This is a genomic window from Arthrobacter sp. 9E16, assembly GCF_002929435.1.
Classification (GTDB): Bacteria; Actinomycetota; Actinomycetes; order Actinomycetales; family Micrococcaceae; genus Arthrobacter_B; species Arthrobacter_B sunyaminii.
Map to the genome: position 1 here is coordinate 1046455 of NZ_PJIU01000001.1, position 25093 is coordinate 1071547.

General features: G+C 63.0%; 23 protein-coding genes and 1 tRNA gene. 13 read left to right on the plus strand and 11 right to left on the minus strand.

What is annotated here, in order from left to right:
• Positions 1-43: 43 nt before the first annotated feature.
• The 3 genes from CXR00_RS05010 to CXR00_RS05020 form a co-directional block, all read right to left on the minus strand.
• Positions 44-1018: an alpha-ketoacid dehydrogenase subunit beta gene (locus CXR00_RS05010; protein WP_104053372.1), complete on the minus strand. Its 975-nt coding sequence runs from the start codon at positions 1016-1018 to the stop codon at positions 44-46.
• Positions 1015-2109 (minus strand): pyruvate dehydrogenase (acetyl-transferring) E1 component subunit alpha, encoded by a 1095-nt coding sequence (gene pdhA, locus CXR00_RS05015; protein WP_104053742.1) that lies wholly within the window; start codon positions 2107-2109, stop codon positions 1015-1017. The genes CXR00_RS05010 and pdhA overlap by 4 nt, the downstream gene beginning before the upstream one ends.
• 256 nt (positions 2110-2365) lie before the next feature.
• Positions 2366-3505: a histidinol-phosphate transaminase gene (locus CXR00_RS05020; protein WP_104053373.1), complete on the minus strand. Its 1140-nt coding sequence runs from the start codon at positions 3503-3505 to the stop codon at positions 2366-2368.
• A 104-nt stretch (positions 3506-3609) separates the two neighbouring features.
• Between CXR00_RS05020 and CXR00_RS05025 the strand changes: the two genes are divergently transcribed.
• Positions 3610-4008: a phage holin family protein gene (locus CXR00_RS05025; protein ID WP_104053374.1), complete on the plus strand. Its 399-nt coding sequence runs from the start codon at positions 3610-3612 to the stop codon at positions 4006-4008.
• On the opposite strand, the gene CXR00_RS05030 is transcribed toward CXR00_RS05025, so the two are convergent.
• Positions 3985-5352: a hypothetical protein gene (locus tag CXR00_RS05030; protein WP_104053375.1), complete on the minus strand. Its 1368-nt coding sequence runs from the start codon at positions 5350-5352 to the stop codon at positions 3985-3987. The genes CXR00_RS05025 and CXR00_RS05030 overlap by 24 nt on opposite strands.
• Positions 5353-5640: a hypothetical protein gene (locus CXR00_RS05035; RefSeq protein ID WP_146068448.1), complete on the minus strand. Its 288-nt coding sequence runs from the start codon at positions 5638-5640 to the stop codon at positions 5353-5355.
• A gap of 233 nt (positions 5641-5873) precedes the next feature.
• Here CXR00_RS05035 and purB point away from each other — a divergent pair, with 233 nt between their 5' ends.
• Positions 5874-7295: an adenylosuccinate lyase gene (purB, locus tag CXR00_RS05040; protein WP_104053377.1), complete on the plus strand. Its 1422-nt coding sequence runs from the start codon at positions 5874-5876 to the stop codon at positions 7293-7295.
• 295 nt (positions 7296-7590) lie between these two features.
• Here the strand turns inward: purB and CXR00_RS05045 are convergent, their stop codons facing one another.
• The 3 genes from CXR00_RS05045 to CXR00_RS05055 form a co-directional block, all read right to left on the minus strand.
• Positions 7591-8142, minus strand: a complete 552-nt coding sequence (locus CXR00_RS05045; RefSeq protein ID WP_104053378.1) for a GNAT family N-acetyltransferase — start codon at positions 8140-8142, stop codon at positions 7591-7593.
• A 1007-nt stretch (positions 8143-9149) separates the two neighbouring features.
• On the minus strand, positions 9150-10025 hold the full coding sequence (locus CXR00_RS05050; protein WP_181032476.1) for a zeta toxin family protein: 876 nt from the start codon (positions 10023-10025) through the stop codon (positions 9150-9152).
• Positions 10026-10089: 64 nt separating this feature from the next.
• Positions 10090-10569: a hypothetical protein gene (locus CXR00_RS05055; protein ID WP_104053380.1), complete on the minus strand. Its 480-nt coding sequence runs from the start codon at positions 10567-10569 to the stop codon at positions 10090-10092.
• 321 nt (positions 10570-10890) lie between these two features.
• Here CXR00_RS05055 and CXR00_RS05060 point away from each other — a divergent pair, with 321 nt between their 5' ends.
• The 3 genes from CXR00_RS05060 (at position 10891) to CXR00_RS05070 (ending at position 13926) form a co-directional block, all read left to right on the plus strand.
• A complete protein-coding gene (locus CXR00_RS05060; protein WP_104053381.1) occupies positions 10891-11913 on the plus strand; it encodes a hypothetical protein in 1023 nt (340 codons plus the stop codon).
• A 435-nt stretch (positions 11914-12348) separates the two neighbouring features.
• A complete protein-coding gene (locus tag CXR00_RS05065) occupies positions 12349-13077 on the plus strand; it encodes a hypothetical protein (protein WP_219815981.1) in 729 nt (242 codons plus the stop codon).
• 435 nt (positions 13078-13512) lie between these two features.
• Positions 13513-13926 (plus strand): VOC family protein, encoded by a 414-nt coding sequence (locus CXR00_RS05070; RefSeq protein ID WP_104053382.1) that lies wholly within the window; start codon positions 13513-13515, stop codon positions 13924-13926.
• A 270-nt stretch (positions 13927-14196) separates the two neighbouring features.
• On the opposite strand, the gene rlmN is transcribed toward CXR00_RS05070, so the two are convergent.
• On the minus strand, positions 14197-15450 hold the full coding sequence (rlmN, locus tag CXR00_RS05075) for a 23S rRNA (adenine(2503)-C(2))-methyltransferase RlmN (protein ID WP_237685545.1): 1254 nt from the start codon (positions 15448-15450) through the stop codon (positions 14197-14199).
• Positions 15451-15585: 135 nt separating this feature from the next.
• Between rlmN and CXR00_RS05080 the strand changes: the two genes are divergently transcribed.
• On the plus strand, positions 15586-16116 hold the full coding sequence (locus CXR00_RS05080) for a GNAT family N-acetyltransferase (protein ID WP_104053383.1): 531 nt from the start codon (positions 15586-15588) through the stop codon (positions 16114-16116).
• A 32-nt stretch (positions 16117-16148) separates the two neighbouring features.
• Here CXR00_RS05080 and CXR00_RS05085 read toward each other — a convergent pair whose 3' ends face one another.
• Positions 16149-16628 (minus strand): nucleoside deaminase, encoded by a 480-nt coding sequence (locus tag CXR00_RS05085; protein ID WP_104053384.1) that lies wholly within the window; start codon positions 16626-16628, stop codon positions 16149-16151.
• Positions 16629-16843: 215 nt separating this feature from the next.
• Between CXR00_RS05085 and CXR00_RS05090 the strand changes: the two genes are divergently transcribed.
• The 3 genes from CXR00_RS05090 to CXR00_RS05100 are packed head-to-tail and all read left to right on the plus strand — an operon-like array spanning position 16844 to position 20095.
• Positions 16844-17245, plus strand: coding sequence for a VOC family protein (locus tag CXR00_RS05090; RefSeq protein ID WP_258060303.1), 402 nt, complete (start codon positions 16844-16846; stop codon positions 17243-17245).
• Between the two features lie 29 nt (positions 17246-17274).
• On the plus strand, positions 17275-17646 hold the full coding sequence (locus tag CXR00_RS05095; RefSeq protein WP_104053385.1) for a VOC family protein: 372 nt from the start codon (positions 17275-17277) through the stop codon (positions 17644-17646).
• Positions 17647-17689: 43 nt separating this feature from the next.
• Positions 17690-20095: an excinuclease ABC subunit UvrA gene (locus CXR00_RS05100; RefSeq protein WP_104053386.1), complete on the plus strand. Its 2406-nt coding sequence runs from the start codon at positions 17690-17692 to the stop codon at positions 20093-20095.
• Here the strand turns inward: CXR00_RS05100 and CXR00_RS05105 are convergent.
• On the minus strand, positions 20092-20973 hold the full coding sequence (locus CXR00_RS05105; protein WP_104053387.1) for a metal-dependent hydrolase: 882 nt from the start codon (positions 20971-20973) through the stop codon (positions 20092-20094). The genes CXR00_RS05100 and CXR00_RS05105 overlap by 4 nt on opposite strands.
• A 97-nt stretch (positions 20974-21070) precedes the next feature.
• Between CXR00_RS05105 and CXR00_RS05110 the strand changes: the two genes are divergently transcribed.
• The 4 genes from CXR00_RS05110 (at position 21071) to CXR00_RS05125 (ending at position 25051) form a co-directional block, all read left to right on the plus strand.
• A tRNA-Met gene (locus CXR00_RS05110) sits at positions 21071-21147 on the plus strand.
• Positions 21148-21276: 129 nt separating this feature from the next.
• Positions 21277-21894, plus strand: a complete 618-nt coding sequence (locus tag CXR00_RS05115; RefSeq protein ID WP_104053388.1) for a (2Fe-2S)-binding protein — start codon at positions 21277-21279, stop codon at positions 21892-21894.
• Positions 21891-22970, plus strand: a complete 1080-nt coding sequence (locus CXR00_RS05120; RefSeq protein WP_104053389.1) for a xanthine dehydrogenase family protein subunit M — start codon at positions 21891-21893, stop codon at positions 22968-22970. The genes CXR00_RS05115 and CXR00_RS05120 overlap by 4 nt, the downstream gene beginning before the upstream one ends.
• The gene (locus tag CXR00_RS05125) at positions 22967-25051 is read left to right on the plus strand and encodes a xanthine dehydrogenase family protein molybdopterin-binding subunit (RefSeq protein ID WP_104053390.1); all 2085 of its coding nucleotides are present in this window, start codon (positions 22967-22969) and stop codon (positions 25049-25051) included. The genes CXR00_RS05120 and CXR00_RS05125 overlap by 4 nt, the downstream gene beginning before the upstream one ends.
• Positions 25052-25093 lie beyond the last annotated feature (42 nt).

Sequence of the window (25093 nt, forward strand, 5' to 3'; positions counted from 1 at the left end):
TTTCTCAATCTTTGTGTGCGGCAAACTGCTTGGCGGCCGGAGGTTAGTAGGCGAAAGACCGGTCCAGGGCATCCATCAGCTTGTCGATGTCCGGCAGATAGTGCTCTTCGACCTTGGCCACCGGATACGGCATGTGGAAACCGCCGACACGGATCACAGGTGCCTCCAGGGACAGGAACGCGCGTTCGGTCACCCGGGCCGCGATCTCCCCGCCGATTCCGCCGAACGTGGGGGCTTCGTGGGTAACGATGAGATGGCCGGTCTTGCGGACCGACTCGGTGACGGTGTCGAAATCGATCGGCGAGATGGAGCGCAGGTCAATCACTTCGATGCTGCGTCCGTCTTCCTCAGCGGCCTTCGCGGCGGCGAGGGCCACCGGCACCAGCGGCCCATACGCCACGATGGTGGCGTCGGTGCCTTCGCGCAGAACGTGGGCCGCAAACGGATCACCCGAAGGCTTTTCCGTGTCGACGTCGCCCTTCAGCCAGTAGCGGCGCTTGGGTTCGAAAACGATCACCGGATCAAGGCAGGTCATGGCCTGCTGGATCATCCAGTAGGCGTCCTGGGGACTGGACGGGGTAAGGATCCGCAGCCCTGCCGTATGGGCAAACAGTGCTTCCGGTGATTCCGAGTGGTGTTCGATGGATCCGATTCCGCCGCCGTAGGGGATCCGGATAACCACCGGCGCACTGAGGGCTCCCTCGCTTCGCGAATGCATCTTGGCCAGCTGGGTGGTGATCTGGTTGAACCCGGGGAAGACAAAGCCGTCAAACTGAATTTCGCAGACAGGCGTGTAGCCGCGCAGCGCGAGACCGATAGCGGTACCGATGATCCCGGATTCCGCCAGCGGAGTGTCCATTACCCGGTCCGCGCCAAAGTCCGCTTTGAGCCCTTCGGTTACGCGGTAAACGCCGCCCAGATCGCCAATGTCTTCGCCCATCAGCAGCGACTTGGGGTTCTGCGACAGTCCCGCCCTCAGTCCGGCGTTAATGGCTTTGGCCATGGTCATCGTGCTCATGCGGTGGGCTCCTGGGAGTCGGCAAAGCCGGCCTCGTAGCGGCGGTGGAACTCCAGTTCCTCCTGGATCAGCGGGTGTGCTTCGGCGTAGACGTCGGTAAAGGCATCCGTAAACCCCGGTGATGACATGGCAAGCACATCCTGACGGAGCTTCTCCGCCATGGCCTGTCCTTCCGCCGCCAGCGTCTCGAAGAATTCGTCATCCGCCAGCCCCGCGGCACGGAGGTGCTTCTCCAGCCGGGTGAGCGGATCACGCGGGATCCAGGCTTCCTCATCGGCGCTGAGACGGTACTTTGTGGGGTCGTCGGCGGTGGTGTGGGCACTCATCCGGTAGGTGAAGGCCTCGATCAGCACCGGCCCCTTGCCCGAGCGCGCGTGTTCCAGCGCCCAGCTCGTGACGGCCCGAACGGCAACCGCGTCATTGCCGTCCACGCGGATGCCCGGGAAACCGTAGCCCTTGGCCCGGTTGGCGAGCGGAATGCGGGACTGCACTTCGGTGGGCACCGAGATGGCCCAGTGGTTGTTCTGGCAGAAAAACACCACGGGCGCGTCGTAGGAGGCCGCGAAGACCATGGCTTCGTGGACGTCACCCTCGGAGCTGGCACCGTCGCCGAAGTAGGCCACCGTGGCGGCCTCGGGCAGCTGCGAATCCAGTTTGCGGTCACGGGCCATGCCCATGGCGTAGCCGACGGCGTGCGGCACCTGTGCGGCGAGGACCAGCGTGTAGAGGTGGAAATTTGTTTCGCTGGGGTCCCACCCTCCGTGGGATACACCGCGGAACCGGCGCAGCAGCGAAGACAGTTCCAGGCCCCGCGTCAGTGCGACGCCGTGCTCCCGGTAAGTGGGGAAGACGTAGTCCTGCGGCTGCAGGGCGCTGCCGGAGCCGATCTGCGCGCCTTCCTGCCCGGTCATCGGCACCCACATCACCAATTCACCCTGGCGCTGCAGCGCCGTGGCTTCCTGGTCGAAGCGGCGGATGGTGTACATGTCCCGGTACATGCCGCGAAGATCTTCGGCGTCCAGCTCTGCAGCATAGGCACCGTAGGGACCCTGCAGGAGAAGCTCACCCTCCGGGCTGAGCATCTGGACCATGGCCGGATCGGCCTCCCTGCCCAAAATGCCGATGTCCACGTTGCCTGCCTCGTCTTCAGGCAGGCCGGAAGCGTTGGCCTCCGGCCGGACAGCCAGGTGCTTCAGATCCATGCTTACTCCTCGCCGGGGCGGTCAGCGACCTGCCCCGCGCTAGATACATATGCCTCAGAAGGAATAGATCACCACTGCGGCATATATGCGGAACGTACCTCCCCAGCCTAACGAGGGCCGCGTCCCGGTCCGCAGTCAGGACACGCTAGGAAACCCCGGGTCCCTTTGTATAGGTCGCACATAGCGCGAGGAATCGAGTGTTGGCCTCCTGCTCACCGATGGTGACCCGCACACCCTCCGTTCCGAACGCCCGCGCAGCCAGGGCCTGCTGCTCCGCCAGTGCCGCAAACTCGGGGGTATTCTCCCCCAAATCCAGCCAGACAAAGTTTCCCTGCGCCTCGGGTATCCGCCATCCGAGCGCCTTCAAACCCGCCATAACACGGGTCCGCTCCTCGACGAGTCCTTGTATTCTTTCCACAAGTTCACCGTGGTGCTGCAGTGAGGCAACGGCAGCTGTTTCCGCCAGCTGGGAGACGGCAAACGGCACAGCCGCCACCCGCAGGTACTGGGTCACCGGGGGGTGTGACACGGAGTACCCGACGCGGAGGCCCGCCAGTCCGGCACCCTTCGAGAACGTCCGCAGCACCACCACATTGGGGTGTTCCCGGTACATCTCGATCCCGTTCACGGCCTCCGGATCCCGGACAAAGTCTTCATACGCTTCATCGATCACCACCAGTACGTCAGCGGGCACCTGGACAAGGAAGTCCTCAACCTGGACGGAGGTCAAAGCCGGACCGGTGGGGTTGTTGGGCGTGCACAGCAGGATCACGCGCGTCCGGTCGGTGATAGCCGCCGCCATGGCTTCCAGGTCATGGGTGCCGTCCGCCCGCAGCGGCACCTGGACGCCGTCCGCCCCGGACAGCCCCACGCTGATGGGATAGGCCTCGAAGGAGCGCCACGGGTAGATGACCTCGTCCGGAACGCCGTGCTCGTTCTGTCCGGCAAACGTTGAAAGCAGCTGGTTCAGGGCACCCAAGCTGCCGGCGCCGGTGACGATGTCCTCAGCCGGCACGTCCAGGAACGCCGCGAGTTCAGTACGCAGGGCCGTGGACAGCGGGTCCGGGTACCGGTTGATGTCCTGCCTGTTACTGATGGCCTCAAGCACGGCCGGCAGGGGCGGAAAGGGGTTTTCATTGGATGACAGCTTGTAGCTCTGCAGCCCCTCGATAATCGCCGGCGGCTTGCCCGCGGCGTAGCGGGGCAGCTTCCCCATCACGTTTCGGGGGCGGATCTCGGGAGCCCGGACCTCAGCGGCGTGGGTGTCCTTTTCGGTGGTCGTCATGGGCTTAAGCGTAGTCGCCTTCCACCAGTGGGTGATTTGGAACACTGAAACCGGTCCGTGCCTCCCTCCGCGTCTTGAGCATGCGACTGTGTCAGCATGGAGCCATGCGCTTCCTGATCCAGATCATCATTAATGCCCTCGCCCTGTATGTGGCCGCGTGGCTGTTTCCCGGCATCACGGTCTTCGAAACGGGCGACGCCGTTACCGGCAATCCCACCATTGATCTGGTGCTGGCGTTCCTCTTTATTGGCCTGCTGTTCGGTATTGTCAACGCGCTGATCCGGCCGGTCGTCAAGCTTCTGACTCTGCCGCTGACCATCCTGACTTTGGGACTTTTCACGATTGTCGTCAACGCGGCCATGCTTATGCTGACGTCTTGGCTGAGCAGCTACACGCCGGTTGATTTCAGCGTGGATTCCTTTTTCTGGACCGCCATACTCGCCTCAATCATCATCAGCCTGGTCTCCATGGTGGCCGGTTCACTGACCGGGACCCGCCGGTAGCGGGGATGGTGCCGGCGGAGAAGGCATTGGCGCGGGCGACGGCGGTCGTTTCGCCTGGCCGGCCGCATTCTTCGAAGGTGTGGGCGCCGGTTTCCGGGAAAAGCTGAAGAGGCTCCTCGTGGCGATTGATGCGGGCGGAATGATGTCCGCGAGGTATCCCAGCGAATCCTTTAAGGACGGGTCTGCGCTGGCATCAGCCTGGTCGGCCAGCTCCAAATAGAGGTCCAGGTCATGCGCCGGCCCCAGTCCGTCACGGCTGGCATCCGCGGGAACCGCGGTCCGTCCCGTCACCGTAACCCGGTCGGCGGTGTCCGGGTTCAGGGTTCCGTCCGCGCCGGGGACCCAGTCCTGATAGTGCTCCAGGTGGAGCACTTTCACTCCATCCGGCGTGCTCCTGTCCCCTGCGGGCGCGGCCGCCGTCACCACCATCTCAACGGAGAATTCTCCCGACTCCGCCAGGCGTGCTCCGGTATTCACGGCGTGGATCCCGCCCTGGCTGTAGCCGACCAGGATGACCGCGTCCTCTGCTGAGGCTCCCGCCTGCCGCAGGGCGTCCGCCACGGCATCGGCAATGTATTGGCTGTCCCGTGCACGGCCCTCCGCAATTCCGTAGTTGTCGAAGGGGTTCGGTCCCACAACTATGCTGCCGCTGTCCTGAGTGCCGGGCAGGGTGACAATCCGGACACGGCGTTCACCCTCGTCCACGGTCAGTATTTCCACCACGCCCCGTTCCGGTCCGTCCAGCAGGGTTTTTGAACGTTCCAGCAAACCCCGGGCCGATCCGGCAAGCGGAACCGGCGCCCCGCTGTCCTCCAGCGCGGTGACGTCGATCGGTCTAAGCTCTCCGAACCTGCCCTCTGCCAGCCGCTCCAGCAACTTTTCAATGAGAAAGCCGTCAAACGGCGGAACCATCAGTTCACTCACACTGCGCTCGGGGAAGCCGCCACCGCCTCTCCGCCACACTTCGATCCCCGCCGGCACTCCGACGGCCAACCACGAAATCGCTTCTTCCAACCGCCCTTCCGTGTCCAGATAATTCCGGGCAGCCCGGCGAAGATCAACGGCGGCTTCCTCCAGCTCCTGCTGGTTCCGGGAAAGGCCCTTGATGACGAGCTCCGCAGCGCCGGCTGCCTCACGGGCGTGGACGTGCACCGCGCTCGTTCCAACGAGCAGCAAATACATTTCCATGCATCCGGACCGCAGGGAGGTGAGCTGTCCAACGGTTTCCTCCAACGCGCCGGCCACTGACTCCAGCTCCCCGTACTCCACCGTCAGGCCGTGTGCACCGCCCCGGACATGGATTCCCGCTGCGGCGTTGTTTTCCGTGGACCATTGATAAGACATCTACGACACCTCATGACCAGAGGCACGGATTTCCTCCACATGCCGGGCAACGGCCTCAGCACAGGTTCTCAGATCTTCCAGCGTGGTCGACACGTTCTTGATGTGCTGCCGGAGGAGGGCCGTGAATTCCCCCGCCGCCGGGGAATACCAGTCCATCCGGATGAGCGCCGGCAGATCCTGTTCGATACCCGCCAGGTCCTTCACCGCCCGGGCGACCCAAGCGGCTGCCTCGCCCGCAGCGTAGACATCGCGCGGGTTGACCACCATCGACTCCGCAGACCTGTCCATCAGCCACCTCCCTTTCCTGGCGGGCTGAACACCCGTTCAGCGATTGCCGTTTCAGTTCTTTCATGTCCGGACCCCCAGCGGTTCTTCCGGGCTGGGGATGGGGAGGAGCATTCACCGTCGTCACAGTGCACGGGGCCCTGTGGAGGACGAGGACCGGGTCCCGGCCCTCCCATGTCACAGAGCGCCTATGTCACAGAGCGGGAGGCCCGGGTGGAACATGAAAGAATTACCGCATGGCTGAATCCGCTGCTCCCCGCGTCCCCCTTGCCTCCGTCACCCCCGCCATTGCCCTTGGCCCGCTGGACGGCCGCTACCGCGGCGTCACGGCACCGCTGGTGGACTACCTGTCCGAGGCCGCCCTGAACCGCGACCGCACGCACGTGGAAGTGGAGTGGCTGATCCACCTCACCTCCAACTCCGTGCTGCCGGGCACCTCCCCGCTCAGCGAAGGGCAGCAGGCACAGCTGCGCGAAATCGTCACCGGTTTCGACGGCGCCTCCATCACGGAACTGGCCGAGATTGAGCAGGTCACCGTCCATGATGTGAAGGCCGTGGAGTACTACATCGGCCGCCGGCTGGCAGCGGTCGGCATTGAAAACCTGACGGCCCTGGTGCACTTCGGCTGCACCTCCGAGGACGTCAACAACCTCTCCTACGCCCTGGGTATTAAGGGTGCAGTGGAAAACGTGTGGCTTCCCGCAGCACATGACCTGGTGGACCGGATCACCGTCATGGCCGAAGAAACCCGTTCCGTGCCGATGCTCTCTCGCACCCACGGACAGCCGGCTACGCCCACCACGCTGGGCAAGGAACTGGCTGTCACTGCGCACCGGCTCACCCGCCAGCTGCGCCGGATCGAGAAGACCGAGTACCTGGGCAAGATCAACGGCGCCACCGGCACCTACGCCGCCCACTACGCTTCGGTGCCCGGCGCCGACTGGCAGCAGGTGGCCCGCAGCTTTGTGGAGGGCCTGGGCCTGACCTGGAATCCCCTCACCACGCAGATTGAGTCCCACGACTGGCAGGCCGAGCTCTACGCGGACATTGCCCGCTTCAACCGGATCCTGCACAACTTCTGCACGGATGTGTGGAGTTACATCTCCATTGGCTACTTCAAGCAGATCCCGGTGGCCGGCGCCACCGGTTCCTCCACCATGCCGCACAAGGTCAATCCGATCCGCTTCGAGAACGCCGAAGCCAACCTGGAGATTTCCAACGGCCTGCTGGACACCCTGGCCTCCACCCTGGTGACTTCCCGCTGGCAGCGCGACCTCACCGATTCCTCTTCCCAGCGCAACATTGGCGTGGCCTTTGGCCACTCCGTGCTGGCTATCTCCAACGTGGCCAAGGGTCTGGAGCGCCTGGATGTGGCCGACGACGTCCTCGCCGCGGATCTGGACACCAACTGGGAGGTGCTCGGCGAAGCCATCCAGATGGTGATGCGCGCCGAGGCCATCGCCGGTGCTCCCGGCATGGAAAACCCGTACGAGCGCCTCAAGGAACTGACCCGCGGCCACCGCGTGGACGCGGAGCGGATGCGTGAATTCGTTACCGGTCTGGGACTGCCCGCCGAGGCTGAGGCCCGCCTGCTCGACCTCACCCCCGGCAAGTACATCGGCATTGCCGATTCCCTGGTGGACCACGTCACCAAGTAGTCCAAAACGTACGACGACGGCGGGAGGCCGGGTTTTCCAACCCGGCCTCCCGCCGTCGTCGTTTCATGGCCCCGAAGCCGTGAAATACCTGTGGTGCCGGATCAGGAAAATGTCCGACTCAACGTGCCCGCCATTGATCCCTCTGCGTAACAACCAAGCGTTGACTTGGACGTCAGCCTCGTCGGCTCCCCCATTGGCTGTCCCTCACGCAACCAGCGCATCCGAGCAAGGACCTCCGGGCTGCTTTGGTGCGAGTGGCTTCTTAGACATAGGTATCGAAGACGTCTAACGGTGGTTAGTGAGTTAGCGTCAAGATTTGATCATGGGATAACACGCGGTCGGCGTACAGCAACATCATTGCCGCTGGGTCGGGGTCATAGTTGTCCGGCCCCTCCCATTGTTTGCGAAGTCCCGCTCGTTCGATCGCACGTTGGGAGCGTGTGTTGGGCTTCGCGACAACAGCCGTTACGGGAAAGTCAGGGCGTGCCGCCCGTGCATATTCGATGCCAGCTATGGCGACTTCCTGAGCGTAGCCGCGCCCCCAGCTCTGGGGTCGCAGGCTAAAGGATAGATTCCACGCGTTGGCTGTCAGCAGCTGACAGCCACCCATGCCGACCAGCTCGCCCGATGAGGCGCCTTCCAAGGTTTCCAGTACCCACAATCCGTGCCCATGCTGTTGCCACTCAGCGATGCGGCGTTGGAGGACTGCTTGTGTATGTGTGATCGAGGTGTGAGCGAGCATGGGGTCACATTCAATGAGACGAGTGTCTGAGTACATCCGGAACAGCTCGCCCACATCGCTAGGAACAGGTGGACGCAAGGCCAATCGACCACTTGACGTTTGCATGACCTGTTCGATGATGACTCCCCCTTCAGGCGTTGCTTCTGAAATCTATTCAGTGTCCCAGTATGGTCCGCCAGTGGGTCGCCGCCGCTACCACCTATCCCGCCAACAGATTGTTGCCTCCCAGCGCATGCACCCCTAAGATACCGGGCGGCTTCCTGCTAACGTTCGCGTCGTGGATACCTCATGGCACGTGCCAGCCCCAACCAGCGGAGACACGACTTGGACTCAACTTGCGCAACTAGTCGCAACTAATAACTTTCTGCTGCATGGTTCACAGACGCCAGGCCTCTCAATTCTCGAACCTCGGGCGCCCGTCGACTACAGCCTCGACGAGTTCTCAAAAACGACAGCCGTCTATGCGACCGAAGACCCAACCTGGGCTATCGTATACGCCGTCCGCTCATCATCCTGCCGAGGTTTCTTGAATGCCTGCTTCTACCCGGGCGCAAGTGCCGGGGACCCATCCGAGCGGCGCATTTTTGTCTCATTCGCGGCCAATGAGAACGGCAAGGCTCCTATCAAGGCAGGAGTGGTGACATACTCCCCAGCAAGGGTTTCACCAGGATGCCCAGCTATATGGACCCCATTCTCGGACTGATTACAGAGTGCCAGTTTGTTAGCACCGAGCCTGTCCGTGTCATGGCGGAAATCTCAGTGCAACCCGCGAACTTACCGTTCACTCCGTTACTCCACGATTTCGAAACTGTTTCCAGATGCGCATCTCTGAACCCGCTAGGTTTTCCATGGCTCCATTGAAGGGTTGACCTTCCTCAACGCCTGCCCGCAAGCCAATCCTTCAGCGGGACACTCCGCGCCACGTGTTCCTAGTGGACCTCCCACGGCTAGCCCAAGACCGGACCCCAGAGGGAGAGCTCAACTAAATGTGAAAACGTTCCCAAGCAGACAGCGTCAGTGCCTAAGCCGTGTCCCCCTCAGTCTAGAGAGACAGATTAGATTGAGCGAGCATGTTCCTGGATGGCAAAGCAATTGAGGGTAAACGCACCGTGTTACGGCGCTCCAACGACGAATATACCGGGGTCATCGTCTAAGTTTCTTACCGCAGGCATGATCAGAGGCTCGGGTCTTGGACCTTCGACAAGCCCATCGCGAGAAACATAGGTTTTAGTAGTTTCAGAGAAACCGTCATAGACAATGAGCTGTACTTCTTCAAAAATGTCCGCCCTGTCATCATTGAAAAAACTTACAGCGTTGACATTGCATGCGCTAGTCGATACCCCGCCGGGGTATGCGCTGCTGATAGCAGAAGTTGGAGTGAATCGACCGCCTCGTGGTGATCCGGTTCCGGCAAAATATTCTTCCCTTCCGTACCACCATCGCTTTTCAGCGTGGGCCAGCGCCGTATAGCAATCTACTTCTACGTCGAGAATTTTTAGTTTTTGGTACTCTTTTGCCGCAAGCCAGATGTAATACCGATTGACAAGTTCAGACCACGATAGCGTTCCCTCGATAATGACATTGACCTTGTCCTCTAGCGATCTCCTGACGATGGTGTTATGTAAGTTGGCAGACTCTGTGTGTACAAGTGAAGCCAATTCGTTGGGAAGGAGCGGACGATCATCAGGAAGAATGAGCCCCAGAAACGAATCGTAGATGCCATCGGCAACCGCACGATCGATCAGGACATTCTTAATCTCATCGGCGTCTATCCGACGGTAGCTGGAGAGGTCCTCGCCGAGATGCTCAATTTTGGTTGACTTGCCGGCCCCGGGAGGGCCGGCAGTCACTATTGCAGCTAACCCGTCTTTGCCAACGTGAGCCGAATCTGACAAATAAGAGTCGATAATCTCGTCATGAAATCGCCGCCTGACACGATCCTCGAACTTATAGCGATTTGAAGTCGCGTTCTCCGACGTCCGCGCCATAGGGGCATTCTCGGAGGTCAGCTCGTTTAGACGCCTCTCAGTCTTTCTCCGAGGGGTGTCATGCTCATGCGCTGGGGGGCCGGACGCGCTCGAGGAGGTAGTCATAATCGTCATAGTCTACGAGACCGCGATGCATTGCGTCAGTAACTTCGTCCCACGATCCGGAGGTCCGTACCGTGAGTGGGTTTTCCGGCTCTGCATCTCGAGCAAAGCTGTACGGCCAGTGCGTCAGCTTTTCCATCATTTCGTGATGCCCTATGTCGCCGGCAACAAACTGAAGGATGACCTCACCAGGGGAAAGATCTAGCATCTGAGGGGCGATGCTGACTCGTTTCACGATGCGTGAAACCTCCGCCTGTGACAGACCCGCGTCTTTTGCGATGGCGGTCTGTGACTTGCCTTCTTTCACGTGCGCGCGGTAGACCGCACGCAGCTTGTTGAGGCGCGCGAGTTCCTCTCGAGCGTAGGCGATTTGAAGCGGGTTGGTAGTCCGCTTTGCCTCTGTGCTGGGTGCGCGCGTAGGACGGTTAGCGATCCTGGTCACGATTGCACTCTCTCTGTTGGGAGCTATACCAAATGTATAGGTCCCCCCTAGTCTGTCCGCGCGGAGGCTTCATGTCAATCTCCTATACATGGTCTCTCTCGCCCAAGAGAGTGTAGAGGTCAGCGCGAGTGATGGCAGTAGAGGACCACGGCTGCCACCTCTTGGACGGCCCCTGGCTAGGCGGCGCTACCGGTGACCAGCAGTGGCCACGCCAAGTAAGGGTGGGAGACTTTCTTCACTGACGGGTGGCCACGGCAGGAATACTGGAACCAGTGGCTGTTGCCCCCCGATCCATCGTTCCACTAGCTGAAAGTAACTCCGATGACAGACGACCAGATGAAGAAGTGGCTCCAGGACGGGGACTCACCACAACTACAACCTGGACGCGATCTGTCTGAAGTCCCTCTACAGCGGTTGCGCTTCGCTTTCACTAGGGCCAGCGCCTTCTACGCATCCCAAGTTGCCTGGTTCCAGGAATATATCCCAGATATACGGCACGTTTCGAAGTCTGGCGGCACGATCCATGAGTTCTCCCTCACGGTTCAACCCCCAGTTGAAGAGTGGGCACTGCTTGCGGGCGAGATCCTCAACCAGCTATCGAGCGCAAGGGACAACCTATTTAAAGATGTCGTGAAACGTGCGAGTGATGGAGAAGAGGGAATCACGAAGAACCTCAAAGGGGGAGCTCATCACTGGCCGTCGTACTTTGACGAGCGCCAGTGGGAACCCTTCGTGAGGCGGTATCACTTTATCCCCGAGGTGATCCTAGACCGGATAAAGTCATTCCAGCCGTTCCTCGATCTGCACCCAGATGGAGGGACAACGGACAGAGAGTGGATGAAGGCTGGGGCGTCAACTTGGGCAAGGCAGTTGAACAATCATGACAAACACGATGAACCGATGCGTGTAGCTGCCCACCACTATCTAGGTAGTGGTGTCACAGCTTTGTCGGAGATCACTCTCCGCGGCGAGGTCCAACAGCGTTGGGATCATACGGACCCTCACTCATCTGAGCCGCTGATCTCGATCCATTGCGAACCCGTAGACGACCTTCGCCTCACGGTTCCAACCATTGACATTGTTCTGATGAGCATGGGGCCATCAGAACTCAAGTGGGACCCGCTCAACAGTGGCTTGTGGTCTGCGCTATGGGAAAGCCAGTGCGTGATAAATACGGTGTACTACGGAAGGGAGAGAGCACGGGAGCTCAGCATCCCTTTCATGGAGTACGCGTCACGAGAAAGCTGGACAGATTTTCGATACGTGCTCAAACCTGGAGGCGGGTACGACCTGCTCATACGAGGCAACTACGCTCAAGAGGCTCTGAAGCAATGCTTCGTATAGCGATCTCCAGATCTTTCCACCACAAATGTGGACCGGCCTCGCGCTGCCGATGAGTCATCGAACCCGACCAGCAGCGCCATCCCCTGCAGGTTAGAAACAGCAATAGACGTTTTGTCCCCATTACGACGAGACAGGTTCTCCTGGCACGTCCCATCTCAGTCGCTGGTGTCTCTAATTCCATCGTATTCGTGCACACCCGTGCGGCAGCGTGACATGTAGTTCGTTCTCCGGTTTGCGTTCCAGTCGGAGAGATTGGCCGAGACGGAATTTAGGGCGGTGCTTCGTATCGTTATCCGTGTCCGATTGCCAAGGGGAAGTTCGGAAGGCGTCGCGGTCAGGGATCCCTCACCGTGCATTTCATAGTGAGTATCCAAGAGTTGAATGTCAGACGTCGCCTGTACCTTTGCAAGTATCAGCTCCGAGTAAAGGAAGAACATGATGTTGCCTGATGGCTACCCCAACCCAGTTGCGATCTCGCGGCTCAGTGAGGGCGAGATGTCCCGTGAACCTCAGAACGTGCGCGCGATCAATTGGTTGCTCGCACAACCAGGTGGCCCCGTTGTCGTTGTGACGCCGCGGAAAGACTTTGAAGGAGCGAGCCTGAAGAGGCTGGTGTCACGCCCACGCGTGACACATCGGGCCTGGCGGGGTTTCTCCCGAGGATTACTCTCCGGTGCGCGGGTTATCTACGCTTGGCCTGACCGTCAGCACTTGGACGATCTTTGGGGGTGCGGAGCAGATGCAATCGCGGTCATCGAGTGGAACGAGCGGGACACTGCTGAATGGATTGCTGATGCCAAGCCGGTGCAGCTTTTTCACGAACAGACGGTGGAAGCGAATGGGCTCGCTGAGGGCGAGAAGGAACAAAAGCCGCTTCCGAACGGCGTGGAGGGCATCTTGGAACATATCGCGCACATGGCTGCCGGCTACTCGTCCGGTCTGAAGTGGAATGAAGAAGACAAGCTCAAGGCAGACATGATGAATCGTCCCGATCGATGGATGCCAATCTCAGTCGACCAAGTTCGCAATAAGTGCCGCGAACTTGGGATGAGACCTAGGGATGTAGATACGATCGCAGGCTTCCTTCAGCGCCGCAAAGACGGGCGACGTTTCAACGTGCGCAGCTCTTATCGCGGGTTTCAGTTCAACTCAGAGTCAAACTAGGACCTTCTGGCTTACGGCGATGAGATGACGCAAGGAGACAAAGCGGCCCGTAGCAACGGCACCGAGACGTGGAACGGCAAACTCCCTTTGATGAACGCAGGCGGCGCTCAGGGTGTTTCTCACAGGGTTGCGTCCGCAATCTCTTTGTGCCCGCAAGCCGGTCGCTCAGCGCGACATGCTGCCGCCGATTCCCCTCCGGGGACGTCGCCACGTTCGCGACCGGCGCCGAGCATTTGCATATATCCCGCCCGCAAACGGGTCCGATGAGCGTGGGTCAACGGTACGGCCCGTGCTGTTGCATGCGTTCCCGGAAACGATGCCGGTTGAGACCACCATCGTTTGCGTGCACGTTCTATCACCCTCAACTGTCTGGGACTAAGCAACCGGAGCTACTTGCTGTCACTTCCAAAGTCCCGGCGCCGTTATTGTTGGCCCATGACCGGTTTCCCGCAGCTGCTCCACACCGTTTTGGACACACCCAATGTGCGGGGACTGGCGGAGTTCTACCGCCAGCTGCTAGGGCTGCAGTATCGCCACGGAGATGAACCCGCGCCGGAAGGCGCCCCCGACGACGTCGATTGGCTGGTACTGACCGACGCGCACGGCAACCGAAAACTCGCTTTTCAGCACGTGGAACAGCTTGAGCGGACCACCTGGCCCAGGCCTGATGTGCCCATGCAGATGCACCTTGACCTCACCGTTCCCGACCGCGGGACGCTCGAAGACCAGCACTCCAGGGCAATGGCGCTGGGTGCTGAACTCCTTTTCGACCGGACGGATGATCCCGAGGAGCCGTTATACGTCTACGCCGACCCGGCCGGGCACCCGTTCTGCATCTTCGTAGCCTGAAGCGGACTCAAGGCCCCGCATTTGGGCGGCGGGCCCGTGAAAGGCAGACTGGGCGTCATGGGGTTCATGACTAAGATTCAGCGATACCTCGGCGTGGAGCCGGTAAAGGTACTCGACCAGTATGAGAAAGCAATACGCGCAGCACATTTAACGTGCCGGAGGTGCGGAGCCTTTATCGCAGCTGAGCACCAGATGTTGCACAACAGCTGGCACGCGGCCCACGACGGGTAGGGGGCTGATGCCCCTACCCGCCCACGTGTTTCCGGGTTCCTAGTCCGCGGCAGCCAGCTGGCCGCAGGCGCCGTCGATCTCCTTGCCGCGGGTGTCGCGCAGGGTGGTGGGGATGCCGGCGTCGATCAGGTGGTTGATGAACTCGCGGGTCACGTGCGGTTCCGGCGAGGTCCAGATGGAACCCGGCGTGGGGTTCAGCGGAATCGGATTCACGTGCACCCAGCCGCGGCCGCGGGAGTTCAGCTTCTTGGCCAGCAGGTCCGCGCGCCACGGATGATCGTTCATGTCCTTGATCAGCGCATATTCGATCGAGACGCGGCGGCCGGTGACGCGGTAGTAGTTGTACGCGGCGTCCAGGGCCTCGTCCACCTTCCAGCGGCTGTTCACCGGAATCAGCTCGTCACGCAGTTCGTCATCGGGAGCATGCAGGCTCAGAGCGAACGTCACCGGGATGTTCTCCTCGGCCAGCTTGTTGATTGCCGGCACCAGGCCCACGGTGGAAACGGTGATGTTCCGGGCGCTCATGCCCAGGCCCTCGGGAACCTCTGCGGCCATCCGGTGCACAGCATTCATCACGCGCTTGTAGTTGGCCAGCGGCTCACCCATGCCCATGAAGACAATGTTGGTGACGCGCTCGGCGTCGTGCCCGCCGTCGCGGCGCTTGCCGCCGAGGCCGCCTTCCTTGATCACCCGGTTGGCCTGGACAATCTGGTCCAGGATTTCCGCCGTGGACATGTTCCGGGTCAGACCGGCCTGGCCGGTGGCGCAGAACGGGCAGTTCATGCCGCAGCCGCACTGGCTGGACACGCACAGCGTGATGCGGCCGGGGTAACGCATCAGGACGGACTCCACGAGGGAACCGTCGAAGAGGCGCCACAGGAACTTGATGGTGTCGCCGTTGTCCGTGGTCAGGCGTTTGACCTCGGTGAGCAGCGTCGGGAACATTTCCTTCACCAGGTCATCGCGGCGCTCCTTGGGGAGGTCGCTCATGGCTTCGGGGTCCGTGGTGTAGTGCTGGAAGTAATGCACTGAGAGCTGCTTGGCGCGGAACGCCGGGAGGCCCAGCTCTTTAAGCTTGGCCTGGCGCTCGGGCAGGGTCAGGTCAGCCAGATGGACCGGGGGCTGCGACACCCGCGGGGACTTGAACTGGAGCAGCGGGCGGCCGTCGGGTTCCTTGGCCTGTTCCCAGCCCTCGGTGGCGGGCCGCACCTGCGTCTTCCGTGCCTGCAGCTGGGCCTTGGAGGTGCCAACCGGTCTGGACGGGTTTGCGGGGGAAGTATCGAGGGAAGTCATCCCTTCCATTTTTGCATGCATCCGGATTCTCCGCTTCTCTTAGCCAACTTGCCATGCAGCTGAAACACCGCTGAAACGGCACGCCCCTAGATTGAAGGAAAATCCCGTTCCGGAGCACCCTCAGCAGGAGGCCCTATGCTTGCCGATCAGCCGCCGCACCTCACCATCCGCGAAGTGCCCTGGAGCAACCCCGTGGGCGCTGACCTGCGCGCCGCCCAGCAGGCAGAATTGAACAGCCGTTGGGGAACATCCGCACCCGAACCGGCGCCGCCCACCGCCGAAGACGTGGCCGTTTTCCTCGTCGCGTATGAGAAGAGCTCCGGCCAGCCGCTTGGCTGCGGCGGGCTGCGGCGGCTGGATGACTCGACGGCCGAGATTAAACGGATCTATGTTCTTCCCTACGCCCGGGGTTCCGGGGTGGCCACCGCCGTGCTGACCGCCCTGGAGTACCGGGCGCGGGCCGCCGGATATGCAGTCATCGCCGCCGAATCAGGGTCGGCCCAGCCCGACGGCCAGCGCTTTTACCGGCACGGCGGCTACACCGTGGTGCCCAACTTCGGCCCCTACGCCGAGGTGGCGGACTCGGTGTGCTTCGCGAAGACCATCGGCCCGGGCGTCCAGCCGCCGATTCCTCCGGCGGCCGCTCCCTGGGGCAGGCTCGGCTGAGGCGTGGCCAACCGGCCGAGCGCAACCGTACGTCAGTAGTCGACGCGGTTCTCCGCAACAGTCCAGGCCTCAAACGGGGCGGTTGCCGACACGTCCTGAGCCGCAGCCTGCGTCACCTGAAGCGAGCGCTCCGCAACCGGCTTCTCAAAGTACTCGTAGAACACAGCATCATCGAAGCCTGCGCGGGCCGCATCATGGCGGTCCGCCGCAAAAACCACACGGTCCAAACGAGCCCAGAGTGAAGACGCCAGGCACATGGGGCAGGGTTCGCAGCTGGTGTACAGCACGGCGCCGCTGAGGTCGTGGGTTCCGGTGCCGGCACCGGCGGCCCGGATGGCCGTCACTTCGGCGTGTGCCGTTGGGTCGTTGTTGGCGGTGACCCGGTTGAGGCCCTCAAAAACCGAACCGTCGGCCGTGACGACGATGGCACCGAACGGACCGCCGCCGGCGGCAACGTTGGCGGTGGCCAGGTTGATGGCACGGGCAAGGTACTGAGCGTCACTGGTGGTCATGGATATCTCCTTGAATGCGGATGGCGGCAACAGCTGCCGGATCTGCCAGGTAGATAGCACCATGCGGTGCCCGCCTTCGGCAGCACAAGGCTAACATCGCAGGCCGATAAAGGGCTGCACCGTGATCCGGCTCTGGACGGGGCAGCGCAGCTGTGACAGCGTTCTTAGAGGGGGACGGATGGCTGCACCTTCGAAAGGACATGGCCGTGGAGCGCATGATTTTTCCCAATCTCCCTGTTGCCGACCTTCGCAGATCCACTGAGTTTTATCTGGGTTTGGGATTCAAGCAGAGCCCTCAATTCAGCAACGAGGACTGCGCCGCCGTAATCATTTCCGACACCATTGTCGTCATGCTCCTGCAGCAGGAGTTCTTCTCGGGGTTCCTTCCCGAAGGCGACACCCCGCACCTGCGCGCGGCGGGCAAGGAAGTGCTGAACTGCCTGAGCTGCGACACCCGCGAAGAAGTGGACACTTTCCTGGCGAACGCCGCGAAGAACGGCGGAGCCGTGTTTCAACCCGCGCGCGAACAGATGCCGGGCATGTATTCCGGCGCCGCCACCGACCCGGACGGGCACGTCTGGGAGTTCATGTGGATGGATCCGTCCATCCCCGAGTAGAGACCCGGCAGGACCTGGGAGGGCTTCGCTTGTATCCCGTCATTTATCCGCACCTCCCGGTGTCCGACCTGGACCGGTCCACCGGCTTTTACATGGGCTTGGGCTTTACCCTCAATGAGCGGCTCAGCAATGTTGATCTCTCGGCCCTGAACATTTCTGCCGCCATTGTGCTGGTGCTTTTGCCCAGGCCGGTCAGCCAGGAAGGCCGCACGGCCCTGGCCTTTCCCACCCGCGGCGAGGTGGATGAGATTCTCGCCGCCTGCGCGCCGAGCGGCGGCAGGGTGGTGTCCCGTGCCCGGCTCCGGGACAGGGGCGTCTATCTGGGAACGGCCGCGGATCCGGATGGGCACTTGTGGGATTTTTTATGCCGGGACGGCGAGCCGTGGGAGGGGAACCTGTAGCCTCAGGCGGAAGTACTGACACTTACCGAAGGAACCCACGGGCATGGCCATCAGTCCAGGAACCGCAGCGCAGACCGGCTCCCCGTCTGCGCATGCAGCCGACAGCCAGGACGTGATCCGGGTCTCCGGAGCACGGGAAAACAACCTCCGGGGGATCAGCCTTGAGATCCCCAAGCGCCGCCTCACTGCCTTTACCGGCGTCTCCGGCTCCGGCAAGAGCTCGCTGGTCTTCGGCACGATTGCGGCGGAGTCGCAGCGGCTGATCAACGAAACCTACAGCGCCTTCGTGCAGGGCTTCATGCCCAATCTGGCCCGCCCGGATGTTGATTTGCTGGAGGGGCTGACCACGGCCATCATCGTGGACCAGGAGCGGATGGGAGCCAACCCCCGGTCCACCGTGGGCACCGCTACAGACGCCAACGCCATGCTGCGGATCATCTTCAGCCGGCTCGGCCAGCCGCAGATCGGCTCCCCCAACGCGTATTCGTTCAATGTCCCCTCGGTGAAGGCCAGCGGAGCCATCACCGTGGAACGCGGCGGCCGGACCAAGGCAGAGAAGGCCACCTTCAACCGGCTCGGCGGCATGTGCCCGCGCTGCGAAGGAATGGGGTCTGTGACTGACTTCGATCTGACAGCGCTCTACGATGACAGCAAATCCCTGAATGAAGGCGCGCTCACTATCCCCGGCTACAGCATGGACGGCTGGTACGGCCGCATCTACAGCGGCACCGGCTTCTTCGATCCGGACAAGCCGATCGCCAGGTTCACGAAGCGGGAACTGCACGACCTGCTGTACAAGGAACCCACCAAGATCAAGGTGGACGGCATCAACCTGACCTATGAGGGGCTGATTCCCAAAATACAGAAGTCCATGCTGTCCAAAGACCCGGAGGCCATGCAGCCGCACATCCGCGCGTTTGTGGACAGGGCCATCACGTTCACCACCTGCCCCGAGTGCGGCGGCACCCGGCTCAGCGCCGAGGCCCGTTCCTCGAAAATCAACGGCAAGAACATCGCCGACGCGTGCGCCCTTCAAATCTCCGACCTCGCGGAATGGGTCCGCACCCTTAACGAGCCGTCGGTGGCACCGCTGCTGGCCGGGCTGCAGCACCTGCTGGACTCCTTCGCTGAAATCGGTCTCGGCTACCTCAGCCTGGACCGGCCCTCGGGAACGCTTTCGGGCGGGGAGTCCCAGCGCACCAAGATGATCCGCCACCTAGGATCCTCGCTGACGGACGTGACGTACGTTTTTGATGAACCGACCATCGGCCTGCATCCGCATGACATCGAACGGATGAACCGGCTGCTCCTGCAACTGCGGGACAAGGGCAACACCGTGCTGGTCGTCGAGCACAAACCCGAAACCATCGCCATCGCCGACCATGTCATCGATTTGGGTCCCGGAGCCGGGAGCGACGGCGGAACGGTCTGTTTTGAAGGTACGGTGGCGGACCTTCGCACCAGCGGCACCGTTACCGGAAATCACCTGGACGACCGGGCACGCCTGAAAGACAGTGTCCGCACCCCCGACGGCGTACTGGAGGTCCGCGGCGCCGGAACGAACAACCTCCGGGACGTCGACGTTGATATCCCGCTGGGCGTGTTCTGTGTGCTCACCGGGGTGGCAGGTTCGGGCAAAAGTTCGCTGATCTCCGGATCGGTGGCCCGCCGGGACGGCGTCGTCGTCATTGACCAGGGGGCCATCAAAGGGTCCCGGCGCAGCAACCCGGCCACCTACACCGGACTGCTGGAGCCGATCCGCAAGGCCTTTGCGAAGGCAAATAACGTCAAGCCCGCACTGTTCAGTTCCAATTCAGAAGGTGCCTGCCCAATCTGCAACGGGGCAGGCGTGATCTTCACCGACCTGGGAGTAATGGCCACGGTGGAATCCACCTGTGAAGAATGCGGAGGCAAGCGTTTCCAGGCGGCAGTCCTGGAATACACCTTGGGCGGCAAGAACATTTCCGAAGTGCTCGGCATGTCCGTCACCGACGCCGAGCTCTTCTTTGGCAGCAGCGGTGAAGCCTCCACCCCCGCAGCCCACCGGGTCCTCGTTCGGCTCGCCGACGTCGGCCTGGGTTACCTGCACCTGGGCCAGCCGCTCACCACGCTCTCCGGCGGGGAGCGGCAGCGGCTGAAGCTGGCCGCCCAAATGGCCGAAAAGGGCACTGTCTATGTCCTGGACGAGCCCACCACCGGACTGCACCTCGCGGATGTGGAACAGCTGCTGGGGCTGCTGGACAGGCTGGTTGATTCCGGTAAATCGGTGATTGTCATTGAGCACCACCAGGCCGTAATGGCGCACGCCGACTGGATTATCGATCTGGGGCCGGGCGCCGGGCACGACGGCGGCCGGATAGTTTTCGAGGGCACCCCGGCGGACCTCGTTGCCGGCAAAACCACGCTCACCGGCCAGCATCTGGCGGCTTATGTGGGCGCGTCGGTTTAGCCGGCCGGCTGCACGCAGATGGTGTCCATGGTGACGGTTACCGCGCCGTCGCCCTCTTCTGCGGTGAGCGTGACCTGGATGCCGCCGGTCTCCTTCAGGGAGGCAGCGTGCGTTCCGCCGCAGGGAATGGAAACAGTGCCCCCGGGCAGGTCAACGCTCCAGCGGCGCATGTCGGTGAGGCCGACGCCGTCGCACTCGATCCGAACCTCTGCCCCGGTGGCGGTCCAGTCCGCCAGGATGGCATTGATACCAGCTTCCGCAGCGGGCAGGTCCGCCAGCAGGGTGTCCGGGACAAAGCCCTTGCGGCGCAGGGATTTGCCGAGCCGGTACACATCGGTGGAGCCGTGCTCGGTGATGGTGGAGGTCTCGATGGCCAGGGCGTCGAAGTTCGGGTTGCCGGCGGCATCCGTCAGGACGTCCTTTTTCCAGGCCTTGGCAAGCTGCCGGTTCAGGGCCAGCGACGCCAGGTGGCAGGCCGTGTGTCCCGCAGACAGGGCGCTCCGGTAGGCGGCGTCCACGTCAATCCGCACGGAGTCCCCTTCCCGCACGGCCGCACCGGCCGGGAGCAGGTGGGCAACCGTGAAGGCCCAGCCTTCGGTGCCCTTCTTCACCGGAACATCCGCACCCAGGAACAGATCGGTTCCGTCGGTGGCCGCCACCACGGCGTCGCGGATTTCATGAGAGGTGCCGTCGGCAGTGGTCAGCACCGCACGGTCCGCTCCCTGGTCCGGCCACCCGGCATCCACCGGATGTACGGCGGTGGTGTCCAGCAGGACCACGCGGGCGCCGTCGGCGTCTGAAACGTGCAGCACGGTGCCGGAGGACTCCACGGCGCCGGCGGGATAGGTGACAGTTGTATCTACGGTAGGCAGGCTCACAGCCCCACCCTACCGAGGAAACATTGCCGCCTCGAGCGTGACGGCGGTCACTGGATTCTTCTTCCCGGCTCACATGGGGGTAGAGTTCTAAGTACGACGCGGGGTGGAGCAGTTCGGTAGCTCGCTGGGCTCATAACCCAGAGGTCGCAAGTTCAAATCTTGCCCCCGCAACCAAGAAGATGGTCCCCATCGGTGAAAACCGGTGGGGACCGTTTTGTTTAAGCGGACAGGACGGTTGTCGGCATCACACCGCCTCCGGTAGGTTTCAGCACCAATGGGACTCTACTCAAGGGCGGTACGTAAGTGGATGCTGAAATAACCCTGCAGGTGGACGGCAGTGAACGGACACTGACCGTGGACACCCGCACCACCGTACTGGACGCGCTGCGGGACCGGCTCGGAGTGACATCCCCCAAGAAGGGCTGCGACCACGGGCAGTGCGGGGCCTGCACCGTGCTGCTGGACGGGCGGCGGGCGAATTCCTGCCTGACCCTCGCGGTGGCGCACGACGGCGCGGAGGTCATCACGGCGGAGGGACTGGCCGATGTGGTCCCGGACGGTCATCTGCATCCGGTGCAGCAGGCTTTCCTGGAACAGGACGGTTTCCAGTGCGGTTACTGCACTCCGGGGCAGATCTGTTCCGCGGCCGGAATTATCGAAGAAGCCGCTGCCGGGCATCCCTCCACCGCCACAGATCCGGCAGCCGAGGGCGGCATCGACCTCACCGATGATGAGATCCGCGAGCGCATGAGCGGGAACCTGTGCCGCTGCGGCGCCTACGTCAACATTGTGGCCGCAGTGCGGCAGGCGGCCGAGGCAGCCGCTTCCCTCCGCAAGGGACTGCCCGATCCCGCCGAACCTGCCGTCCCGGATTCCCCCACCGCAGCATCAATGCCCTCCCATCCGGAGGACCGGTCATGATCCCCTTCGACTACCGGCGTGCCCAGGATGCCGCCTCCGCCGTTGCCCTGGTCTCAGCAAATCCCAACGCCGCCTTCCTGGCCGGCGGCACCAACCTCGTGGACCGGATGAAACTCGGGATTGCCTCCCCCGCCCTGCTGGTGGACGTCAGCCGGCTGCCGCTGGACACCGTGGACGTGCTCGACGACGGCCGGGTACGGATCGGCACCAATGTCCGCAACGCCGACCTCGCGGCCAACACCCACATCCGCCGCCGCTATTCCGCGCTGTCCTCCGCACTGCTGTCCGGGGCCTCCGGACAGCTGCGGAATCTGGCCACCACCGGCGGCAACCTCCTGCAGCGCACCCGCTGCGTGTACTTCCAGGACCCCACCACCCCCTGCAACAAGCGCGAACCCGGGACCGGCTGCTCCGCCGTCGACGGCTACACCCGCTACCACGCCATTTTGGGCGCATCGGAGGACTGCGTGGCAACGCACCCCTCGGATATGGCGGTGGCCCTGGCCGCACTGGACGCCGCCGTGGTGGTCCTCGGGCCGGCCGGGGAACGGATCATTCCCCTGAGCGACTTCCACCGGCTGCCCGGGAACGAGCCGCAGCGGGACACGGTGCTGGAACACGGCGAGCTGATCACCGCCGTCGAACTCCCCCCGGCACCCGCCCGGTCCGCCTACCGCAAGGTGCGGGACCGCGCGTCGTACGCCTTCGCACTGGTCTCCGTGGCGGCCGCCCTGGAACTGGAGGACGACGGCGCGAACCCTCCGGTGATCCGTGACGTGCGCATTGCCCTGGGCGGCGTGGCGCACAAGCCCTGGCGCGCACTTCAGGCGGAGGCCGCACTGCGTGGAACGGAGGCAACCGAAGAGAATTTCCGCGCTGCCGCGGACCTCGAGCTGGCGACGGCTGAACCGCTGCGCGAGAACGGCTTCAAGATCCCCATGGTCCGCAACACTCTGGCCGCGGTGCTGCGGGATCTGGCCGGGGCCCCTGCCCCCGACGCAAGCGCTGCAGGAACTGATCATCCCGAAGGCCCTGACGGACCCGGGGACACCGGCTGGGAGGAACTGGATTCATGAGCAACCTGCTGCCCGGGAGGGCCATCGGCACGCCGTATGAACGCCTCGACGGCGAACTAAAGGTCAAAGGCACCGCCCCGTACGCGTATGAGCAGCCGGTTCAGAACCCGCTGTATCTGTATCCCGTGCTTTCGGCCATTGCCCGCGGCGCTGTGGAGCGGGTGGAAACCGCCGCCGCCGAAGCCATCGACGGCGTCTTCACGGTCCTTACCTCCGAGACAACGCCCCGTCTGGAAGACCCGTCCGACCGGGAGCTGGCAGTCCTGCAGGACAAGGCCATCGGCTACCGCGGGCAGATTGTTGCCGCGGTCCTGGCCGAATCCCCGGAAATTGCCCGGGAAGCCGCGGCTGCCGTCACCGTCACCTACACCGAGGAGCCGTTCTCCGCCCAACTGCGCGCAGATCATCCGGAATTGTATGCACCCGAGGAACTCAATGCCGGCACGCCTACGGACAGCAGCGAGGGGGACGTGGATGCCGCCTTTGACACCGCTGCGCTGAAGATCGACCAGACCTATTCCACCCCGGCCGAGCACAACAATCCGCTGGAACCGCACGCCACCGTGGCGCAGTGGGACGGCGCCGTGCTGACCCTGTGGGACTCCACCCAGGGCGTGCATGCCGTGAAGGGCACGCTGGCGCAGGTGCTCGGGCTGGAAGAGGAACAGATCCATGTCATTGCCCCGCATGTGGGCGGCGGTTTCGGTTCCAAGGGCATGCCGCACGTCCATGTGGTGATGGCCGCCCTGGCGGCGCAGGTCACCGACGGGCGGCCGGTGAAGTTTCCGGTCAGCCGCCAGCACATGTACACGCTGACCAGCCACCGCACCCCCACCCTCCAGCGCATCCGGCTGGGAGCCGCCGACGACGGCCGTCTCACCGCCATGTCACTGGACATCGCGGAACACACCTCCCGGATCAAGGAATTCGCCGAGCAAACCCCGGCGCCGTTCCGGATGATGTACGCCGCCCCCAACCGGAGCACCACCACCCGCCTGGCGCCACTGGACATCCCGGTGCCCTCGTGGATGCGCGCACCGGGCGAGTGTCCGGGCATGTTCGGTCCCGAAGTCGCGATGGATGAACTCGCCGCCGCAGCCGGGCTGGATCCCATTGAACTGCGGCGCCGGAATGAGCCGGAGGTGGATCCGGAGACCGGGAATCCCTGGTCCAGCCGGCATTTGCTGGCGTGCTTTGACCTCGGCGCCGATCGCTTTGGCTGGGACCGGCGGGTCACCCGGCCCCGCTCCGTGCAGGAGGACGGCTGGCTGGTGGGCCTGGGCACGGCCAGCGCCGTCTACCCGTTCATGCGCCAGCCGTCCAACACCGCGCGGATCCGCTATGAGCAGGACGGCATCTACTCGGTGCAGATTGGGGCGGCGGACATTGGCACCGGCGCCTGGACGGCCCTGACGCAGATCGCCGCCGACGCGCTCGACGCGCCGATCGACCGGATCCGGCTGGGCATCGGCGACACGGCCTTCCCTGCCGCCTCGGTGGCCGGGGGATCTTCCGGAACGGCCAGCTGGGGCGGAACAATTATTGCCGCCGCGCGTGCGTTCCGGGCCGACCACGGAGAACATCCCTCCCCCGGGGCGCAGACCGAGGCGAACGCTCCGGAGGACCCCGAGGCGGAGAACCTGGCCCTGTATTCCTTCGGCGCGCATTTCGCCGAGGTCCGGATCTCCTCGGACACCGGCGAAATCCGGGTACCCCGCATGCTGGGCGTTTTTTCCGCGGGACGGATCATCAATCCGCGCACCGCGCGGTCCCAGTTCCTGGGGGCGATGACCATGGGGCTGGGCATGGCGCTGCATGAGCAGAGTGTCCTGGATCCGAGGTTCGGGATCTTCGTGAACCATGACCTGGCCGAATACCACATTCCCACCAACGCTGATGTGCTGGACATGGAGGCACTGTGGATTGAGGACGTGGACGAGCATGCCGGCCCGCTGGGCGCCCGCGGCATCGGCGAAATTGGAATTGTGGGCAGCGCGGCGGCGATCGCCAACGCCGCGTACAACGCCTCCGGGATCCGGGTCCGGGACCTGCCGCTGACGCCGGATAAGTTTCTGCTCTGACCGTCCGTCATAAAGGGTGCCGGGAGGAGCCGGCGTCTTAGG

Excerpts from the sequence above, each read along its gene's own strand:
- CXR00_RS05010 (WP_104053372.1), bottom strand. The coding sequence starts at position 1,018 with ATGAGCACGATGACCATGGCCAAAGCCATTAACGCCGGACTGAGGGCG.
- pdhA (WP_104053742.1), bottom strand. The coding sequence starts at position 2,109 with ATGGTCCAGATGCTCAGCCCGGAGGGTGAGCTTCTCCTGCAGGGTCCC.
- CXR00_RS05020 (WP_104053373.1), bottom strand. The coding sequence starts at position 3,505 with ATGACGACCACCGAAAAGGACACCCACGCCGCTGAGGTCCGGGCTCCC.
- CXR00_RS05025 (WP_104053374.1), top strand. The coding sequence starts at position 3,610 with ATGCGCTTCCTGATCCAGATCATCATTAATGCCCTCGCCCTGTATGTG.
- CXR00_RS05030 (WP_104053375.1), bottom strand. The coding sequence starts at position 5,352 with ATGTCTTATCAATGGTCCACGGAAAACAACGCCGCAGCGGGAATCCAT.
- CXR00_RS05035 (WP_146068448.1), bottom strand. The coding sequence starts at position 5,640 with ATGGACAGGTCTGCGGAGTCGATGGTGGTCAACCCGCGCGATGTCTAC.
- purB (WP_104053377.1), top strand. The coding sequence starts at position 5,874 with ATGGCTGAATCCGCTGCTCCCCGCGTCCCCCTTGCCTCCGTCACCCCC.
- CXR00_RS05045 (WP_104053378.1), bottom strand. The coding sequence starts at position 8,142 with ATGCAAACGTCAAGTGGTCGATTGGCCTTGCGTCCACCTGTTCCTAGC.
- CXR00_RS05050 (WP_181032476.1), bottom strand. The coding sequence starts at position 10,025 with ATGGCGCGGACGTCGGAGAACGCGACTTCAAATCGCTATAAGTTCGAG.
- CXR00_RS05060 (WP_104053381.1), top strand. The coding sequence starts at position 10,891 with ATGACAGACGACCAGATGAAGAAGTGGCTCCAGGACGGGGACTCACCA.
- CXR00_RS05065 (WP_219815981.1), top strand. The coding sequence starts at position 12,349 with ATGATGTTGCCTGATGGCTACCCCAACCCAGTTGCGATCTCGCGGCTC.
- CXR00_RS05070 (WP_104053382.1), top strand. The coding sequence starts at position 13,513 with ATGACCGGTTTCCCGCAGCTGCTCCACACCGTTTTGGACACACCCAAT.
- rlmN (WP_237685545.1), bottom strand. The coding sequence starts at position 15,450 with ATGACTTCCCTCGATACTTCCCCCGCAAACCCGTCCAGACCGGTTGGC.
- CXR00_RS05080 (WP_104053383.1), top strand. The coding sequence starts at position 15,586 with ATGCTTGCCGATCAGCCGCCGCACCTCACCATCCGCGAAGTGCCCTGG.
- CXR00_RS05085 (WP_104053384.1), bottom strand. The coding sequence starts at position 16,628 with ATGACCACCAGTGACGCTCAGTACCTTGCCCGTGCCATCAACCTGGCC.
- CXR00_RS05090 (WP_258060303.1), top strand. The coding sequence starts at position 16,844 with ATGATTTTTCCCAATCTCCCTGTTGCCGACCTTCGCAGATCCACTGAG.
- CXR00_RS05100 (WP_104053386.1), top strand. The coding sequence starts at position 17,690 with ATGGCCATCAGTCCAGGAACCGCAGCGCAGACCGGCTCCCCGTCTGCG.
- CXR00_RS05120 (WP_104053389.1), top strand. The coding sequence starts at position 21,891 with ATGATCCCCTTCGACTACCGGCGTGCCCAGGATGCCGCCTCCGCCGTT.
- CXR00_RS05125 (WP_104053390.1), top strand. The coding sequence starts at position 22,967 with ATGAGCAACCTGCTGCCCGGGAGGGCCATCGGCACGCCGTATGAACGC.